The sequence below is a fragment of the Erwinia persicina genome, assembly GCF_019844095.1.
In the GTDB taxonomy this organism is placed as follows: domain Bacteria; phylum Pseudomonadota; class Gammaproteobacteria; order Enterobacterales; family Enterobacteriaceae; genus Erwinia; species Erwinia persicina.
In genome coordinates, this window is sequence record NZ_CP082141.1 from 1760245 (window position 1) to 1779270 (window position 19026).

Consider the following 19026-nt stretch of genomic DNA (forward strand, 5'->3'; position numbering starts at 1 on the left):
GCCGCCTCTGTTTTACGCCAGGTCTTTACAGGCCGCCATCAGCTGCGCCAGCAGGGGCCCCAGTGTGACCAGGGATGCCGGGGACAGGATATCCATATGCTCGCAGTCCAGCTCGTGCACCCGTAACTGCTGCAGGTAAGGTGCCCAGCTTTTCTGCACATCCATCCCGGCGGGCAGCGTCTTTTTCGCCACAAACAGCGTGGCCTGTCCGGCAAAGCGCGGGGTAGAGGCAGTGCTCAGACGCTGGACCGCATCCGCGTAGTTCGCCACGATGGTACTGAACATCGCCGCTTTTTCCGCCTGTAACAGCGCATCGTCACTGTCGGTCGCGGCCATAAACTCCGCTTCCTCACGTTCGACTTCCGCACGGGCCTCCTCTTCTGACGGCCGTGTCCAGTCCTGACCCTCAGGCGGATAGGTATCCAGCAGACCCAGGAAGCTTACCGTCTCCCCCTGCTGCTGCAGGCGGGCCGCTATCCCGTGGGCAAGGGTGCCGCCCAGCGAGTAACCCAGCAGATGGTACGGCCCCTGCGGCTGAATGCTGCGCAGTGTCGCCAGATGGCGATCGCACATTTCATCCACGCTGGCACAGGCGGCAATCACCCCGTCAGGACGCGGCGACTGCAGGCCAACAATCGGGAAGTGACCGCCAAGATGACGCAGCATACCGGAATACTGCCACGCAAAGCCGGATGCCGGATGAATACAGAACAGCACCGGCCCGGTCCCGCTGCGGAAGGGCAGGCTTTCACCGTTGGCACGCGTCCCGGCGTTGATGCCGCGGGCACCCTCATCCAGCAGACGGGCCATGTTCTCCACGCTGCGCGCAGCCATGATCTGCCCGATAGTGAGCGGCGTTGCCAGGCGACGACGCAGTTCGGCAGCCAGGCGCATCGCCAGCAGCGAGTGCCCGCCCAGCGCGAAGAAATCATCATCGGCATACACGGTTTCACGCGCCAGCAGGCGGGCGAAAAGTTCCGCCAGCAGCTGCTCATACTCACCGCGCGGCAGGCGGCCAGCCGACTGCGGGGCCTGCGGGGATGGCAGGGCCTTGCGGTCCAGCTTGCCGTTGGCGCTCAGTGGGAAACGGTCGGTCAGCACGTAGCTGACCGGCAGCATATGCGCCGGCAGGCGCTGCGCCAGCTGCTGGTGCACGACCTGGGTATCCAGTGCCAGCCCCGGTTGGGCAATCAGCCAGGCCACCAGCTGACGGGCATCGGCCCCGACGGCGGCCGCGCTGCCCAGTTCGCGCGCGCCAACTACCGCCTGCGCCACGCCGTCCAGGGCGAGCAGCGCCTGCTCAATTTCGCCCAGCTCAATGCGCTGACCGCGAATTTTAAGCTGATCGTCGCTGCGGCCGAGGTATTCCACGGCTCCGCTGTCCAGCCAGCGGGCGATGTCGCCGGTGCGGTACATGCGCTCACCGTCGGCAAACGGATCGGCGACAAAGCGCTGGGCGGTCAGATCGGCACGGTAAAGATACCCCTCGGCCAGCTGCACACCGCACAGATACAGGTCGCCCGCCACGCCGACGGGCACCGGGCGCAGCAGGGCATCAAGGATGCGCAGTTCAGTGTTCCACACCGGGTAGCCAATCGGCACGCCCGCGCCGCTGCACTGTTTCAGACTTTCACCGCTGGCCGGATGCCAGGTCACATCAACGGCGGCTTCGGTCGGGCCATACAGGTTATGCAGCGGGGCGGCGATCAGGGCTTCATAGCTGGCGGCCAGCTCGCAGGAAAGGGCTTCCCCGCTGCAGAACACGCGGCGCAGGCTGTGACAGCCTTTATCCTCGCCATCGCGGCTTTCCAGCGCCGTCACCCACGCCGCCAGCATCGATGGCACGAAGTGCATCGTGGTCACGCCGTAGTCTTCAATCAGCTGTACCAGCGCCTCCGGGTCGCGATGGGCTTCCGGCGGGGCCATCAGCAGCGGCGATCCGACCATCAGCGGCCAGAAGAACTCCCACACCGAGACGTCAAAACTGCACGGGGTTTTCTGTAACACCACATCGCTGGCGTCCAGCGGGTATTCGTCCTGCATCCACCACAGGCGGTTAACGATAGCCTGCTGGCCCACCACCACGCCTTTCGGTCGCCCGGTGGAGCCGGAGGTGTAGAGGACATAGGCCGGGCGGGTGCTGTCTGCCGGTGGCAGCGGGTGCCGTGGCGGATGCGGTTCCTCTTCCAACTGGTCAAAGGTCAGGATCGGCCCCATCACGGCAAAGCGCGCGGCTAAGGCGCTTTCGCTGATAATCAGACGCGGCCGCGCATCGGCCACCATATAACCCAGACGGTCATCCGGGTAGCCGGTATCCAGCGGCAGCCAGGCAGCGCCGGCCTGCAGAATAGCGGTCAGTGCCAGGCTCAGGCGTACCGAGCGCGGCAGGGCGACGGCAACGATATCCCCGGGTTTTACCCCGGCATCAATCAGGCGGTCAGCCAGCCGCCGCGCCTGCTGCTGCATCTGGCGATAGGTCAGACGATGTTCGCCGTCCAGCAGCGCCAGCGCATCCGGCGTACGGTTCACCTGCTGCTCAATGGCCCCCTGCAGCGTGCCGGGGGCGACCGGGTAAGCGGTGTTATTGATGCTGGTGATCAGCGCCCGTTCATCCGGCGTCTGCAGCTGCCAGCGCGCCAGCGGCAGGTCAGGCTGTGCCACCAGTTGGGCAATCAGCATCAGCAGGCGGTCAGCGAAGCGCTGCGGGTGCGGCACCGCATCGCGATACTCCATCAGCAGGTGCAGACGCTCGCCCGGAAGCACCAGCAGGGTGAGTGGGTAGTGGGTGTAGCCCCGGTTGCTGATGTGGTCGCAGCGCAGGCCGTTGTGCCCCTGCAACAGGTCGGTGTTATCCGGATAGTTCTCCACCACCAGCAGAGTGTCAAACAGCGTGCCGCTGCCGGCCAGTTGCTGGATCTCGCCCAGGCCCAGATCGTCATGCTCAATCAGCTGGATCTGCTGTGCCTGATGATCGGCCAGCTGATCCAGCAGCGGTCGCTGGCTGTCAAAGCGAACCCGCACCGGCAGGGTGTTACTGAACAGCCCAACATGCTGATCCTGGCCGTCAATCTGACCGAAGCGGCCGGACACCGGGGAGCCGAACACCACGTCCTGATGACCGCTTTCAATCGCCAGCTGCATGCCCCAGAGGCCCTGCATAACGCTGTTCAGGGTCAGGCCACGGCGCCGGCACAGCGCCAGCAGGCCGCGTTCCAGCTCAGGCTCCAGCACCAGATCAAGGTCATGCACCGGGCCGGTGTGGGCCTCACTGCCGAACAGCAGCGTCGGGCGTACGTCCTGTAATACCTGCTGCCACCGCTGACGCGAGGCCGCCGCGTCGCGCCCGGCAAGCTGACGGACGATATCCGCGTAGCTGAAGCGGTGCGGCGTCAGCGCCTGCGGGCCGTGCCACAGAGCGGTAAACAGGTCGGCTAAAATCACCGGCGTTGACCAGCCATCCACCACCAGGTGGTGGGCGTTCAGCATCAGGGTAAAGCGGTCGCCTCCGGCGTGCTCCACCAGCAGCGCGTGCAGCATCACCGGCTGGCTGAACAGGTCCCGCGCCAGCTCGCGTTTTTCCAGCGCCAGCAGGGCGTTTGCTTCGTCCTGCGGGGAGAGCACCGGCAGGGTATGGCGGTCGAGCGTCCAGACGGACTGGCCGACCGGCAACACCGGGATCAGCTGCAGCGGCTGAAGTGTCTGCTCGCTGTCAAAACGTGCTGCCAGCTGCGGATGGTGGCGCACCACGGCATCCAGCGCCGCACGCAGGCGGTCCTCCTCCAGCATGCCGCTAAAGGTCAGCCGCGTCAGGGAGTTATAGCTGCCGCTGTTATCGGCGGTGGCCGCATGGAACAGCAGCCCCTTCTGCAGCGGCAGCAACGGCAGCACAGCGGCCAGCGGGCCGTGACGGTCACCCAGCGCCACCAGATCCTGCTGGCTGACGTCGTCCATCGCGACCTCGGCGGCCACTAAGGTATCGCATGCCTGCTGAGGATGGCGGCGGGCAAACCCGGCCAGCGCATCGCAGGCGTCTGCCATGGCCTGATGCAGGGCATCAATATCCTCTTCGCTGAATACGCCGCTGAGCCAGCCCCAGTTGATCGCCAGCTGCGGCATCGCGCCGTTTTCATCCACAAAGATATTCACCTCCAGTCCGTGCAGCTGCGGCATCGCCGGGGACTGATACACGGCAAAGGCGTCGCGGAACTGCCTGCGCGTGCGCTGAGGTGTCCAGAGTTCGTCCCCGGCGCTGAAGCGCCCGAGGTAGTTAAACAGCACTTCCGGTGCGTGCTGCTGCGCCAGCGTCTTAAGCTCTGGCCCACGGACGGCATCGAGGTAGCGCAGCTGACCGTAGCCAATGCCGCGATCCGGTACGGCCCGCAGCACATGCTTGACCGCGCGGATGGCGTCGCGCAGCGTGCCGTTATCGCTATTTCCCAGCGTGATCAGCAGCGGGTATTCGGCGGTCAGCCAGCCGACAGTGCGGGCCAGGTCACGATCGCCTTCCAGCTCAGCGCGGCCATGTGACTCCAGGGTATAGCGCAGCTGGCGGACCTTAAAGCGATCGGCCAGCGCCAGCGACAGGGTGCAAAGCAGTGTCTCCTCCACGCTGGCGCGGAACTGTTGCGGCAGCGTGGAGAGCAGGGCCTGCGTCTGACTGCCGTTCAGCAGCGTGCGCTTCTCTTTCATCTCACCGTGGGTATCCTGTTCGTGCACAGCGCGCTGGCCGAGCAGCGGAACAGGATCCTGCAACATGCTCTGCCAGAAGGGCAGCTCAGACACCCGGTGGGCGGTATCGCGCAACAGCGCCGCTGACCAGTCGTGCAGTGAGGTTTCTTCTGCCGGCAGGGTTACTGGCGTGCCGTTGATGGCCGCTTCGGCCGCTTCGCGCAGATCTTCCAGCAGGACGCGCCACGAGACACCGTCCACGACCAGATGGTGGATCACCAGCACCAGACCGAATGTCTGTCCCTTATGCTGCAGGAGCGTCGCCTGTATCATCACGCCGTTCGCCGGATCAAGGCGGTGCACGGCCGCGTCAAACGCATCCTCAGCGCAGGCTTCCGGTGCATCATTCAGCCTCAGCGTACTGACCCGGGGGGGCGATCCGGCTGGAGGCGTTTCGCCGACCACCAGTTGGCCGTCGCGGGTAAAGGCGGCGAGTGCCGGATGCGCCTGGCTGAGGGTGGTCAGTGCCTGTTCAAGCTGCGCAGGCTGCAGCGCCGACGGCACCTGTAACCAGACGCCATGGGCAAAGCGTTGGTCAATACCGCCGTGTTCGTTAAACCAGTGCAGGATCGGCAGGCCAGCGATCGCCCCCTGCTGTTTCACCTGACTGACCGCCGTGCGGGTCGCCAGTGGCGGCATACTCTGCGCCATGCGCGCCGGGGTGCGCTGGGCAAAAATATCACGCGGGCGCAGCAGATAGCCTGCGCGGCGGGCGGCGGTGCCGAGCCCCATTGCAGATATGCTGTCGCCGCCGAGGGCGAAGAAATCATCGTCAGCGCCGACGCGCTCCATGCCCAGCAGGTCGGCCACCGCTTTGCAGATCAGCGTTTCTTCCGCTCCCTGCGGTTCGCGGCCGGGAGTAAAGGCCATCTGTTGCGGTTCAGGCAGCGCCTGACGGTCAATTTTGCCGTTGACGTTAAGCGGCAGCTCATCCATCACCATCAGAATGGCCGGCACCATATAGTCGGGCAGGGTCACGGCCAGCTTCGCCAGCAGCTTCGCTGAGAGCTGCGCGTCGGCGCGCAGGGCATCGTCAGACACCGAGCAGTAACCGATCAGCCGGTTTGTGGCGCCGACAGGCTGGGCGATCACCACGGCGGTACTGACTTCTTCCAGCGCCACCAGGGCATTTTCCACTTCCCCCAGCTCGATGCGGAACCCCCGCACTTTGATCTGATGATCGACGCGGCCAATAAACGCCAGCTGCCCGTCGCTGCGCCAGCGCATCAGATCGCCGCTGCGGTACATCACCTCGCCCTCAAGGAACGGGTTGGCGACGAAGCGGGCAGCAGTCAGATCCGGACGGCGGAGATAGCCACGCGCAATCCCGGTGCCGGAAATGTAAAGTTCACCGACACAGCCCACCGGGACGGGGCGCAGCCTGCTGTCCAGCAGCCAGACCCGGGTGTTACCCACCGGACGGCCGATCACCGGCTGGTCAGAAACCATCACGCTGGCACCCAGCGTATCGATGGTGTATTCGGACGGGCCGTAGTAGTTATGGATCTCCAGTTCCGGGTGCTGCTGCATCAGCTTCCACAGGGTCGGCGTGGCGGCTTCACCGCCGATCATCACAAACGCCGGACGGTGGCTGTCGGCCTCGAACAGACCGGCATCAATCATCTGCGAGAAGAACGACGGGGTGATATCCAGCAGGTCGACCGGCACCTGTTTCATTTTCTGTAACAGGCCCCACGCATCACGGCGCAGCTCTTCATCAAAAATGTTCAGCTCACAGCCCATCATCATGCAGAACAGCGGCTCCCATGACGAGTCGAAGGAGAACGAGGCGGTGTGGCCGGTGCGCATGCGGCGCGGCTGGCTGCGATGGAAGCGCTCAATGGCCGGGCCGAACAGGTTGGCCTGGTGCGACAGGAAGAGGTTCAGCAGGCCGGCGTGGGTGCTCATTACCCCTTTCGGGCGTCCGGTAGAGCCGGAGGTGTAGATCATATAGGCGAGGTGCTCACCCTGCTGGGCGACGCGGCGTTCGCTGTCGCTGACCGGGGTGGCGGCGCGGGCATCACAGCGGGCGCGCACGTCGGCGTCATCAATACACAGACAGACCCCTTCCGGCATGCGAGCCGCCAGGCTGCTGTGCGTCAACAGCAGCTGTGGCTGCGCATCGTCACACATCAGCGCCAGACGCTCGCGCGGATAGTCGAGATCCAGCGGCATATAGGCGGCCCCGCTGGCCAGTACGCCAAAAATGGCCACCAGCGAATCCACCGAGCGCGGGAGGCCAATCGCCACAACATCATCCGCACCCAGACCGCGGGCCATCAGCTCACGTGCCAGCTGCATTGCCCGGGCAGAAAGCTGTCCGTAGGTCAGGCTGATATCACCGCAGACGACGGCGGTGGCATTGGGCTGTGCTTCCACCTGGCGCTGCAGCATGGCCAGTATCGACACCACACCCTCCGGCGGCGTCACGGCGATCCCCTGCGACCACTCATCAATCTGCTGCTGCTCGTGCCCGGCAACCAGCGCCAGTCTGGCCAGCGGCAGACGCGGTTGCTGCGCCAGCTGTCTTGCCAGACAGACGATCCGTTCGCCGTGCCAGGCCAGCATCTGCGCGTCATATTTATCGGGATTGGCGACCAGCGTGACCTGAAGCTGGCCAAGCTGGAAGCCGATCTCAAACTCCAGATCGTCCACCGGCCCCATCGCCAGGGTGTGGCTGACGGCATCAATACCGTCAAATGCCAGGCTGTCGTGATAAATCTTGAGGTTAATAACCGGGCCATACAGGGGCTGGCCGCTACCGACCAGGCCGAGATCGCGACGCAGCTGCTCTGCTTCATAACGCTGGTGACGGCGCACCTGTTTGATTTCACTCTGCAGGGCCTGGCTGACATCGGCCAGCGTCATGCTGTCATCAATGTCAGGCAGCAGCGGCAGGACGTTGACCACCGGCCCCGTAGCGGCCAGCGCGGCCGAACCGATCCGGCGCATAAACGGGAAGCCGATGCTCAGACGGGATTCACCGCTGATGCGTGCCAGATAGGCAACCAGCAGGGCGCTGGCAATCTCCGCCGGCGCGGATTCCCGCAGGCCTGGCTGCTGGGCCAGGGCCGCCAGCAGGGCGGGCGGCAGGGTGACCTGCTGTTTCAGCGGTGACGTGCGCCCGTGGTGGCTGAAGGTTTCACCCGACAGGGAGATCGCCGTCGGAAAGTCTTTACCGTGCTGCTGCCAGAACAACGCCGCACGCTCACAGGCCGGTGAGTGCTGCCAGGCCTGATATTCGGCAACCACTTCACCAAAGGAGATAAACGGCGAGGGCGACGGCGTCTGGCCCGCGCGCAGGGACTGATAGACTGCCGCCACGCGCCGGGTCAGCGCCTCGAAGCTGAAGCCGTCCAGCATCAGATGGTGATAACGCTGATACCAGAACCAGCGGTCAGCGCTGACGCGGATCATCAGCTGGCGGTACAGCGGACGGTCACCGTCAGCAGGGAGGTCGGCAGCCAGGTCGGCCTGCATCAGATCCTGCGCCGCCTGCGCGGCATCGCTGTGCTGGCTGACATCTACCCATTCAACAGGCTGTACCTGCTCGGGAGTACGCGCATGAGGAAGGCGCTGAACGACACTGCCGTCTTCCGCCAGGCAGAAAACCGCCTGCACGGTATCAGCTTCGGACATCGCCTGGCGGATCGCGGCGTCGAGGCAGGGACGGTCAATGTCGCCGTGCAGCTCACTGTAGTGGGCGACGGCATAGCTGTTTCCTGTCGGGGCGATCTGATCGGCGATCCAGATCCCCGGCTGCGCGGCAACCAGCGGATATTCGGTAAATTCAGCCTGTATTTCAGGCGCGATCTGAGCTTCTGACACGGTGGCAATTCCTGTCGATAGAAAAATGAAAATCCAGTGTGAAAGCGGCGGGGCCGGGGCTGACTGAAACAGCCGGTCAGCCTCTACGCGGTGGAAATATCTCCGGCTGCCCCGCCGGGCAACGACTGCACCATTAACCCGCCGTATTCAACCCGGCCGGGCGCATGTCCTGCCAGTGTTCTTCGATATAGGCGATACAGGCCACACGCGTCGTCGGGCCGGCCACGGTCTGCCAGCCGGCAGGCACATCGGAAAAAGCAGGCCACAGGCTGTACTGCTGGCGCGCATTCAGCAGCACCAGGAAGTCGAGGCTCTCATCATCGAAGGGATTGAGTTGTTCAGTCATGGTTGTTACCTGTTCCTGCCATAAATTGTGGAGAGTTTAAGTCGGCCAGCAGCCAGCGTAAGCCGTCAAGCAGCCCGCCGCGCCAGCACAGGGCATCATGCCCGCCGGAGAAAATACGGAAGTTAATGTCATGTCCGGCCGCCAGCAGCGCCTTGCGCATCTGCTGGTTGACCCAGGCCATATCGCCTTCGCGATCGCCCGCTTCCTGAAAGATTTTTAAGTGGCTGTCAGGCAGGGCCCCGTTGATCGCCTGTTCAGTCAGCCAGCCCATGTCGTGTTCCTGAGCGTCCGCAAAATGAGTTACCAGACGAACGTTGGGCCACCAGAACGATCCGGACTGACTGAGGATGCGGCCAAAGCGTTCAGGCCAGTGCAGCCCGGCATACATCGCGGCCAGCCCGCCATAGCTCTGGCCGGCCACCACCGTGCGGTCGCCCCGTTCGCTGAAGGTCGCGTGACTGCGTGCCAGCGGCAGCAGCTCCTCCTGTACTGCCTGCCAGAACGCGGCATTGCAGGGCAGCTCTTTTTCCCGCCAGTCACCGTTGATCACATCGATAAACAGCCAGCAGGCGGCGGGCAGCTGGCCACTGCCGGTGGCGGCCTGCAGGGCAGAAAACAGCGGCTGTCCCTCTACCCAGTTCTGGCCATCCAGCAGGATCACCAGCGGGCGATCTTCCGCGACCGGGGACGTGCCGGTAGTAAAGAGCCAGATACGGCGCTGGTTGCCGAGCAGGATGCTGTTCCAGGTGAAGGTGTGCAGGCTCTCTGCCTCTGGCTGCAGCGGATGACCGGCATCCAGCGCATGCCACAGCGACTGGTCAGGTGCCGCAGGCATATGGGCTGCGGACAGGGCCTGCCCGCGACTGTTGAAATGGGGAGCGCAGGGGTTAAGCGGGTCAGCGATCGCGTGCGGGAAAAGGGAGATCCACCACGCGCGCTGCTGTTTTCGCCGCGTGTCGTCGTCATCACTGAAGGCCGGAGGAAGCCGGGCGGCCTCTACCGGGATCAGGCTGTAGCTGCCGCGCCAGTGCTCATCAATCTCCGTTGACCAGTGCCAGACATCGGTGCCGGGTAAACGCTGCAAACTCTGTGGCTGCGGGCTGTGGTGATCGGTCACGCAGTTAATATCGATGTAGACCTGACGTGTGGCTGACCGGCTTTCGTCGCCGGCCGGATCGCGCCAGAAAAAGGTCATTCTGACGCATCCTTCATTCGCCGCTTCCACCAGTGGCGTACCGTGCGCGGCGATTTCCTGCCACCAGCGGTCTTCACCGGCATCAACGGCGGCCAGCCACTTTGCAGCGCGGCCTGCGGGCTGACTCTGCGGCCCGGGTCTGTGCCGTGTTGTCACGATAATTATCCTTGTTTTACATTTAATGACTTAAACCGAGAGACTTTAATCGCTCTTACAGTAAATGACGCTAATGCAAATACTATTGAGAATAGTTTGCATTTGCAATAAGATGCGTCGCAACTTTCTAAAGAGCCTGATATTTGTACGTCATTACGGGTTTTCTTAAGAAGGGAAGAGGAACTGACGCCAGGAGTGGCAAAGGGGGTGCTTTCTGACCGCCGCAGCCAATCAGCGCAACTAATGAATTGGCGGGGTTTAACGTTTTTTTTATCGGCAAGTCTGTTCAGACGGGATAACAGAACATGTTTAATAAAATTAAAAAGCAGGCAACACCAGGCATTGCAGCATTCTCTGACAAATACAGCACGCGTTTATTACTGGCATCGGCACTGCTTATGGCCCCTGCCGTGCAGGCCGCCACCGGGGCCGACAGTACGATGACGGTCACGGCGGAAAGCCAGGAAAGTGTCACTGCGCCCAACAAAGGAATTGTGGCGAAAGCGAGCGCGTCCGGCACCAAGACCGCCACGGCACTGCGCAAAACCCCGCAGTCGATCTCCGTGGTGACGCGCGATCAAATGGACGACCAGGATGCACGCTCCGTGGCTGATGCATTGAGCTACACCAGCGGCGTGGTCGCCACCTATCGCGGTAACTCCAACCGTAATGACGAAGTGATCAGCCGCGGGTTTCGCTATGCTCCCAAGCTGCTGGATGGTCTGCACTTCGGTCTCTCTTCAGAAAACGGCGGGGCGGGGCAGCTCGATCCCTGGCTGTTAGAGCGCGTGGAACTGGTTCACGGCCCGGCCTCGGTGTTGTATGGCCAGGTCAGCCCGGGCGGCCTGGTGCTGATGACCAGCAAGCGCCCCACGGCAGAAAGCATTCATGAAGTTCAGCTCAGTACCGGTAACCGCCACTATGGCGAAGCGGCCTTTGATTTTGGTGGCAAGCTGAATGATGACAATACGCTGTTTTACCGCCTGAACGGCATTGGCAGTACCCAGAACGAGTTTGTGAAAAACAGCAAACAGCAGCGTATGGCGATTGCTCCGGCACTGACCTGGCTGCCAAACGAAGACACCAGCTTCACCCTGTTAACCAGCTACCAGGACGATCCGAAAGCGGGGTCACGTAACTTTCTGCCGCGTGCGGGGACGCTGTATCCCACTGCAGCGGGCTATGTTCCTTACGATCTGAACGTCAGCGATTCCGACTTTGCCAAATCGAAGCGCCAGCAGACCTCCATCGGTTACAGCCTGGAGCACAGTTTTAATGAGGCGGTGTCATTTACCCAGAACCTGCGTTACACCCACCGTAACGAAGATTACAAATATCTGGTGTACAACGTCGACGACGGCGACCATACCCTGACGCGTATGGCCCAGCATGAAACGGAGATGACCAACGAGTTCAATGTCGATAACCAGCTGAAAGCCGTGTTCGACACCGGCGAGGTGCAGCATACGGTGCTGACCGGTTTTGATTATCGTTACTCGCATATCAACAGCAAGATGTACCGGGACTACGGCAGCAGCTACCCGATGGACTGGAGGACCCAGAGCCGCGTGGACGTGGATGAAAGTCTGTTAGCGCTGGCGACCAATAACAAAAAGACCCTGAATCAGTACGGCGTGTATCTGCAGGATCAGCTGGAATGGAATAACTGGAACCTGCTGCTGTCCGGTCGTAACGACTGGTCTCAGGTGCGCAATCAGGATCTGACCACCGGCGGATCGGATATCACCTATAACGACAGCGCCTTTACCGGTCGTGCAGGTCTGCTGTACGCCTTCGATAACGGCATCTCCCCTTATGTCAGCTACAGCACTTCGTTTGAGCCGGTGCTGGAACAGGCCGCACCGGGGGCTGACCCACTGAAGCCGACGACCGGGGAACAGACCGAAGTCGGGGTGAAATTCCAGCCGAAAGGCGTCGATGCCATGATGACCGTTTCCTGGTTTGATATTAACCAGAAGAACGTCTCCTCTTACAACCGTCTGACTAACGCCTATGAGCAGATTGGTAAGGTGAATTCTCAGGGGGTGGAAACCGAACTGCATATCCAGCCCACCCCGGAAATTAAGCTGATCGCGGCGTATACCTACACCGACGTGGTGACCAAAAGGTCCACTGACCCGGATGAAGTGGGCCACAGCCCGAACGCCATTCCACGCCATGCAGCGTCGGCCTGGGGCAGCTACAGCTTCCTGAACGGCGCACTGAATGGCCTGACTGTCGGCACCGGGGTTCGCTATGTCGGGAAAGCACCTGGGGATGACATTGGCGAGTACACTGTGCCGCATTACACGCTGTATGACGCGATGGTGAAGTATGATCTGGGCCAGGCCGTTACGGCGCTGAAAGGTACTACGCTGCAGTTTAATGCGCAAAACCTGACGGATAAGCACTACGTTTCATCCTGTGCCGGTCAGTATGCCTGCTTCTATGGGGCAGGGCGGACGTTTGTCGCCTCCGTTAACTACCGCTGGTAATCCCCGCTCAGACCAGCGTTTAGCCTCCTCATTCAGCCATCCCAACGGGGTGGCTTTTTTTTACCTGTCCTCTGTCTGTTGCCCCGCAGTTTTCGCATTCCGGCGCGCGCAAAGATCATCTCTCTTTTGACACGTTAATTTTCTTTATTTTACATGTCGTTGCATTTACCGGTGAGGACGGGGGCGGTGCGAAGGTAAGCAAAGCTAATGCAAATGCTATTGAGAGTGATTTACATTTGCATTACTATGCATCGCAACTTCGCTTAATGCCGCGATAACGCTGTATTTTGTCAGGTTTTTTACCCTGATCGCGGGGTGAGTGCGGGCAGGCATGACTCGCGCCACGCTGGGATTCAGCCCTCGCCAGTCAGAAATATTAATGGATGGGTGGGCTTTACCGGTGCTTTTCGCAGACAAGGCTGTTTCAGACGAGATGACAATTCATGACTAAAATGATGAAAGCCCAGGTACGACCTGGTGTGGCAGTAACCTCCGGCAAGGCCAGTTTGCGCCTGTTAGTGGCTTCAGCGCTGGTGGGCGTACCGGTGTCTCAGGCCGCCACAGAAAATACCCTGACCGTGACGGCAGAAACCCGTGAAAGCGTCACCGGACGTAGCAGCGGGCTGGTGGCAAAGGAGAGTGCGGCAGGCACCAAAACGGCCACGCCGCTGCGCAAAACGCCGCAGTCGATCTCTGTCGTGACGCGCGAACAGATGGATGACCAGGCGGCCGCTTCGGTGTCTGATGCACTGAGCTACACCAGCGGCGTGGTCACTAATTACCGCGGTAACTCCAATCGTAACGACGAAATTATCAGCCGGGGCTTTCGCTATGCGCCGAAACTGCTGGATGGCCTGCACTACGGCCTCTCCAGCTCCAGCGGTGGCGCAGGGCAAATCGACCCGTGGCTGTTAGAGCGCGTGGAGATGGTCCATGGCCCGGCAGGCGTGTTATACGGACAGGTCAGCCCCGGCGGGCTGGTGGTGATGACCAGCAAGCGGCCAACCGCGGAAACCGTGCGTGAAGTGCAGCTCAGTAGCGGTAATCATCATCAGGGGGAAGCTGCCTTTGACTTCGGCGGTCAGCTGGACGACGACAGCACGCTGTACTATCGCCTGAACGGCATCGCCAGCACCCGGCATGAAGACGTCAAAAACAATAAGCAGGAGCGCGTAGCCATTGCCCCTGCCATCACCTGGCTGCCGGATGCCGACACCAGTTTCACCCTGCTCGCCAGCTACCAGAACGATCCGAAAGCCGGTTCGCGCAACTTCCTGCCGATGGCCGGGACGCTGAAAGCGGCCAGCACCGGCTATATTCCGTATGATTTCAATATCAACGACCCGAATTACTACGGCAACCGGCGGGAGCAGGCGTCCGTGGGCTATGAATTTGACCACAGTTTCAATGAGGCCGTGTCGTTCACCCAGAACCTCCGTTACACCCATCGTGATGAAGACTATAAATATATGGTCTACACCACCAGTTCTCCGGTGAACGATCACACTATTGAGCGTCGCCCCCAGCACGAAACGGTGATGACCAACGAAGTGGGGGTGGATAACCACCTGAAAGGGCTGTTTGCGACCGGTGACGTCGGGCATACGCTGCTGGGCGGGCTGGATTATCGCTGGAGCCGTGTTGCCAGCACTCTGTCCCGTCACACCTCCAGCCAGTATCAGCTTGACTGGGCGAACCCGACCCGGGTGGACGTGGACGAGGGTGATATGAGCGTCAGCAGTAATACGCTGAAGCAGCTACACCAGGTGGGCGTTTATCTGCAGGATCAGATGGAGTGGAATCACTGGAACCTGGTGCTCTCCGGCCGGAATGACTGGTCCCAGATCCGCACGGTTAACCGTCTGTCCGCCACCGATGAGAAGCAGAACGACAATAAGCTGACCGGTCGCGCCGGGTTGCTGTATGCCTTTGATAACGGGCTGTCGCCTTACGTCAGTTACAGCACCTCGTTTGAGCCGAACCTCAGCACCGGAGAGCCGGGAAGCGATCCGTTCAAACCGACGACCGGTGAGCAGACCGAGCTGGGGGTGAAGTTCCAGCCTGTGGGCTCGAATACGGTGATGACCGTCTCCGTGTTTGATATTACGCAGAAAAATATCACCTCCGTTAACCCGGTAACCAAGTATAACGAGCAGATTGGTAAGGTTAAATCGAAGGGCCTCGAGGCTGAAATTCATGCGCAGCCGACGCCGGAAGTGAAGCTGATTGCCGCCTACACTTATACGGATGCAGTCACCAAAGAGACGTACAACGCTACGCAGCTGGGGCACAGCCCTGCCAGCATTCCGCGCCATGCGGCCTCAGCATGGGGCAGCTACAGCTTCCAGGATGGCGTGTTAAGCGGTCTGACCGTGGGGACGGGCGTGCGCTACACGGGCGATGCCCCTGCCGACAGTACCGGGACTGACGAGGTGCCGCACTTCACACTGTACGACGCCATGGCAAAGTATGAACTGGGCGAGGCGGTGGCCAGCCTGAAAGGCACCACGGTTCAGCTGAACGTGCAGAACCTGACCGATAAGCACTACGTCGCCTCCTGTAGCGGCAGTGAGGCCTGCTTCTATGGTACCGGTCGCAACATTGTCGCCTCAGTGAATTATCGCTGGTAATGGCCGCGACAGCGCTTACCGCTGTATGACGGCGAGACGCTGCAGTGCAGAATGATTGCCCGTTAACCACCCCGTTGGGGTGGTTTTTTTTGGGCGCTCTGTCAGACTGAGTGCAGCCGAAACAGGAGAAGACTATGTCGTCATTAACGGGCCGTCAGCGTGCTGGCGCACTCTGTTTTGCTGCGGGTGGGCTGCTGTATTTGCTGGCAGAACGCCTCAGCGCGCTGGCCTGGCATTACCCGGCCTATCGTTACAGCCACAACTATATCAGCGACCTGGGGATCCCGGGCTGCGGGCCACAAATCTGTTCTCCGCTGCACGACGTAATGAATGCTGGCTTTGCGGCGGAAGGGCTGCTGTTTATACTGGCCTGCGGGCTGCTGCGCCGGGAGGTCCCTGGTCTGACCGGTGGGGCCGCGCTGCTGGCAGGGGGTCTTCACGGCACCGGCGGAGTGTTAATTGCGCTATTCCACAGCGGCGGCCCGGCAGCAGGCATCACGCTGCATCAGATCGGCGCAGTCATGGCGATTGGCGGCGGTAACCTCTGCCTGATCGCCGTGGGCCTGGCAGGGCGGCGAGTATCCGGTGTTTATGCGTCTTTCAGCCTGATACTGGGGGGCTGTGGCCTGGTCTGTATGCTGGCGATCCCCTGGGTTCCCGTGCCCGTCGGCCTGATTGAGCGGGCCGCTGTCTATCCCATCACCCTGTGGCAGATCGTTACCGGAGTGTCGTTGCTGCTGGCGGGGTCCCGTTATCGTGTCGTTAAATAACGCTGGCAGAGGTATCCCTGCCACCCCACTGCGCCTCCGCGCAGGTTCCTGAGGAGAGTGTCTTGAATCATAGCCAGCGTGAACATATCGCCGCCGTGGCCGCCACCGTCAGCCAGCACGCCTCTTCCCTGGCGCTGCGCCAGCACGATAGAACGATCCTTGACTCGTGGCAGCGCTGTGTCGACCATCACGGGCTGGATCCCAGCCGGATGCAGGCGGCGCGGATCCTGCCGTGGCATGAGCTGCGTGAGCACCGCCAGCAGCTGGAGGAGTTTCGCCATATTGCCCGTCACGGCCTGGAGGCGCTCTACCGGCAGATTGCGCCGGCGGGCTATGTCCTGCTGCTGACGGATGCCACGGGGGTCACGGTCGACTATTACGGTGATGACAGTGCAGAAATCAGCCTGCGTCGCGCCGGGCTGTTTCTGGGCGCACACTGGTCGGAGGCCTGGGCGGGCACCTGTGCGGTCGGCACGGCGCTGGCAACCGGAAAAGCGCTGACCGTCCATCATAATGACCATTTCGATGCCACCCACATCGCGCTCTCCTGTTCGGCGGTGCCGCTGTTCGATCCCCAGGGACAGCTTTACGCCATCCTCGACGTCTCTGCGCTGACCTCGCCGCAGCCAAAAGCCGGTCAGCAGCTGGCGTTGCAGCTCGCCAGGCTCTGTGCGCAGCGGATAGAAAATGCGTGGTTTGAGTACCGGCACCGTCACGACTGGATACTGAAGCTCAGTGCGGAAACGCCGTTTGTGGAGGTCAGCCCGGATTATCTGATTGCCATCGACGCAGGCGGCCGGCTGGTGGGGCACAATCACCGTGCGCAGCGGATGCTGGAACAGGAGCTGGGCCTGACCGCGCCATCCCCCCACAGCCGCAGTGTGCTGCCGGGCATGCCAATCGAACAGCTGTTTCACACCTCGGTTGACCGCCTGCCGGACTGGCTGGCCAGCGCCAGCGGACGTCACGGCCAGCTGCAGCGGATCAACAGCGGGGAGCGACTGTACGTGACGGCGGTACAACCGGCAACGCGGCCTCAGCGGCAGGCTGTTAGCGTCCCTGCGCCGCTACCCGCCCCGCTGGCGTCACTGACCGGGGGCGATCCGGCTTTTCAACAGCAGTTACAGCGTGCGTCACGCCTGCTGAACGCGTCCCTGCACCTGGTGGTACACGGTGAAACCGGCTGTGGCAAAGAGTATTTTGCCCGGGCGTTTCACCAGGCCAGCGCGCGCCGGTCGCAGCCGTTTATTGCGGTGAACTGTGCTGCGATCGCCCCGACGCTGATTGAAAGTGAGCTGTTTGGCCACCTGCCGGGCAGTTTTTCAGGTGCCGGCAGCCGGGGCCGACGCGGGCTGATCCAGGAGGCCGATGGCGGCACGCTGTTCCTCGATGAAATCGGTGATATGCCGCTGGAGATGCAGACGCGTCTGCTGCGCGTGGTGGCCGAACAGGAGGTGCTGCCGGTCGGGGCATCGCGTCCGGTGCCGGTCAATATCCGCATTATCTCCGCATCCCACCACGCGCTTGAGCAGCGGGTTGAGCAGGGGCGTTTCCGTGCCGATCTGTTCTATCGTTTACAGGGGGCGCGGATCTCCCTGCCGGCGCTGCGTCACCGCGACGATCTCGACTGGCTGATTGATAAGCTGCTGGGCAACCGGGCTTCGCTGACGGTCGCAGCCCGCCAGTGTCTGCATCAGCATGAGTGACCGGGCAACCTGCGCGAGCTCAGTAATGCGCTGGAGTATGCGGTTGCCATGAGCGACGGCGGTGAGATAACGGCGCAGGATCTGCCGGAAACCCTGACCGGCCCTGCTGAACCGGCGTCGCTCCTGACGGATATCCCACCGGAGGCCGCGCTTCTGCTGCAGTCCCTGCGGGCCGCACGCTGGAACCACAGCGCGGTCGCGCGTCAGATGGGCATCAGCCGCATGACGCTCTACCGCCGGATGCAGCGCTACGGCATTCAGTCGCCGAATACCGCCCCGGATCGCGGCGCAGAAGGAGAATGATGAAAGCATTTTCTCCTGTTACAGGTGAGGGGCCGTTTTCACTTCCTGAAGGGGGACGGCAGCACTGTGCGGACCCGACTCAGGCTGAGAGTGGGCTGTTTGAGTTAGCCGCCGCCGGTCAGAAAGTCGCCCGCATCTGGTCCGGGCCAAAGTCACTGGTGGTGCCCGCCAGCTACCGGCGTTTTGCGCGGCTGGAGGCGGTGCGTGACGCCTTCGCGGCTGACGGCTGTCCGGTATTTTTACGTAAGTCCGGCGGCGGTCTGGTGCCGCAGGGGCCGGGGATCCTCAACCTCAGCCTGGCGTACCCGACGGCGCTCACGCTCGGCGAAGCCGCCGAAGGGGTGTATCACCATTTGTGTGGTATTTTGCGCGCCGCGCTGGCAGAGACAGGGGTGGCCACCCAGTGGCAGGCGGTGGAAGGATCGTTCTGCGACGGGCGGTTTAACCTTGCCTGCGGGGAGGGCACGGCGGCACGTAAAATTGCCGGCACTGCGCAGTACTGGCAGGCGATACCCGGCCAGTCCTTCGACGGGCCGCGTCGCCATGTAGTGCTGGCGCACGCGGTGCTGCTGGTGGACTGCGATCTGACGGCGGCGCATCGTCTGGCGAATCAGTTTGAAGCGGCACTCGGCAGTGGGCGCTTTTATCAGGCAGCGAAAACCGTCAGCGTGGCGCAGAGGCTGCCAGCGCCGTCTCCGCATCTGCGGGATGACGTCACGGAGGCGATCATCGCACAACTCGCGCAGGGATGACCCGGCTCATCCCGCACGGTCATTATCTGAACGACCGGAGGCCTGAGCGGGCGGGATGCCTGCGACAATAGCCCCCGGTTTACCGCTTTACCTGCCGGACACCGGCTTCTCATACCG

Annotated in this window: 7 protein-coding genes and 1 pseudogene; 5 read left to right on the forward strand and 3 right to left on the reverse strand. The window is 62.1% G+C overall.

Annotation, left to right across the window (positions count from 1 at the left end):
• Window positions 1-12 precede the first annotated feature (12 nt).
• The 3 genes from K6L24_RS07905 to fes all read right to left on the reverse strand — a co-directional run bounded on the left by K6L24_RS07905 (window position 13) and on the right by fes (window position 10253).
• Entirely contained in the window at window positions 13-8556 is an 8544-nt protein-coding gene (locus tag K6L24_RS07905) for an amino acid adenylation domain-containing protein (RefSeq protein WP_222682137.1), read from the reverse strand.
• A 133-nt stretch (window positions 8557-8689) separates the two neighbouring features.
• Window positions 8690-8902 (reverse strand): MbtH family protein, encoded by a 213-nt coding sequence (locus K6L24_RS07910; RefSeq protein ID WP_062742748.1) that lies wholly within the window; start codon window positions 8900-8902, stop codon window positions 8690-8692.
• Window positions 8895-10253 carry an enterochelin esterase gene (fes, locus tag K6L24_RS07915; RefSeq protein ID WP_222682138.1) on the reverse strand — a complete coding sequence of 453 codons (1359 nt, stop codon included), beginning with the start codon at window positions 10251-10253 and terminating at the stop codon, window positions 8895-8897. The genes K6L24_RS07910 and fes overlap by 8 nt, the downstream gene beginning before the upstream one ends.
• A gap of 305 nt (window positions 10254-10558) precedes the next feature.
• On the opposite strand from fes, the gene K6L24_RS07920 reads away from it, so the two are divergent.
• The 5 genes and pseudogenes from K6L24_RS07920 (at window position 10559) to K6L24_RS07940 (ending at window position 18909) form a co-directional block, all read left to right on the forward strand.
• Window positions 10559-12748 carry a TonB-dependent siderophore receptor gene (locus K6L24_RS07920; protein WP_062742746.1) on the forward strand — a complete coding sequence of 730 codons (2190 nt, stop codon included), beginning with the start codon at window positions 10559-10561 and terminating at the stop codon, window positions 12746-12748.
• 452 nt (window positions 12749-13200) lie between these two features.
• Window positions 13201-15378, forward strand: a complete 2178-nt coding sequence (locus K6L24_RS07925; RefSeq protein WP_425333070.1) for a TonB-dependent siderophore receptor — start codon at window positions 13201-13203, stop codon at window positions 15376-15378.
• Between the two features lie 134 nt (window positions 15379-15512).
• The gene (locus tag K6L24_RS07930) at window positions 15513-16148 is read left to right on the forward strand and encodes a DUF998 domain-containing protein (protein WP_222682139.1); all 636 of its coding nucleotides are present in this window, start codon (window positions 15513-15515) and stop codon (window positions 16146-16148) included.
• A gap of 62 nt (window positions 16149-16210) precedes the next feature.
• A pseudogene (locus K6L24_RS07935) lies at window positions 16211-18157 on the forward strand (sigma-54-dependent Fis family transcriptional regulator).
• The gene (locus K6L24_RS07940) at window positions 18157-18909 is read left to right on the forward strand and encodes a lipoyl protein ligase domain-containing protein (RefSeq protein ID WP_244634648.1); all 753 of its coding nucleotides are present in this window, start codon (window positions 18157-18159) and stop codon (window positions 18907-18909) included. Before K6L24_RS07935 ends, K6L24_RS07940 begins: the two are co-directional and overlap by 1 nt.
• The last annotated feature ends 117 nt before the right edge of the window (window positions 18910-19026 follow it).

What these genes read in the sequence shown, in the direction of transcription:
- K6L24_RS07930 (WP_222682139.1), top strand. Translation starts at nt 15,513, where the DNA reads ATGTCGTCATTAACGGGCCGTCAGCGTGCTGGCGCACTCTGTTTTGCT.
- K6L24_RS07925 (WP_425333070.1), top strand. Translation starts at nt 13,201, where the DNA reads ATGATGAAAGCCCAGGTACGACCTGGTGTGGCAGTAACCTCCGGCAAG.
- K6L24_RS07910 (WP_062742748.1), bottom strand. Translation starts at nt 8,902, where the DNA reads ATGACTGAACAACTCAATCCCTTCGATGATGAGAGCCTCGACTTCCTG.
- K6L24_RS07940 (WP_244634648.1), top strand. Translation starts at nt 18,157, where the DNA reads ATGAAAGCATTTTCTCCTGTTACAGGTGAGGGGCCGTTTTCACTTCCT.
- K6L24_RS07920 (WP_062742746.1), top strand. Translation starts at nt 10,559, where the DNA reads ATGTTTAATAAAATTAAAAAGCAGGCAACACCAGGCATTGCAGCATTC.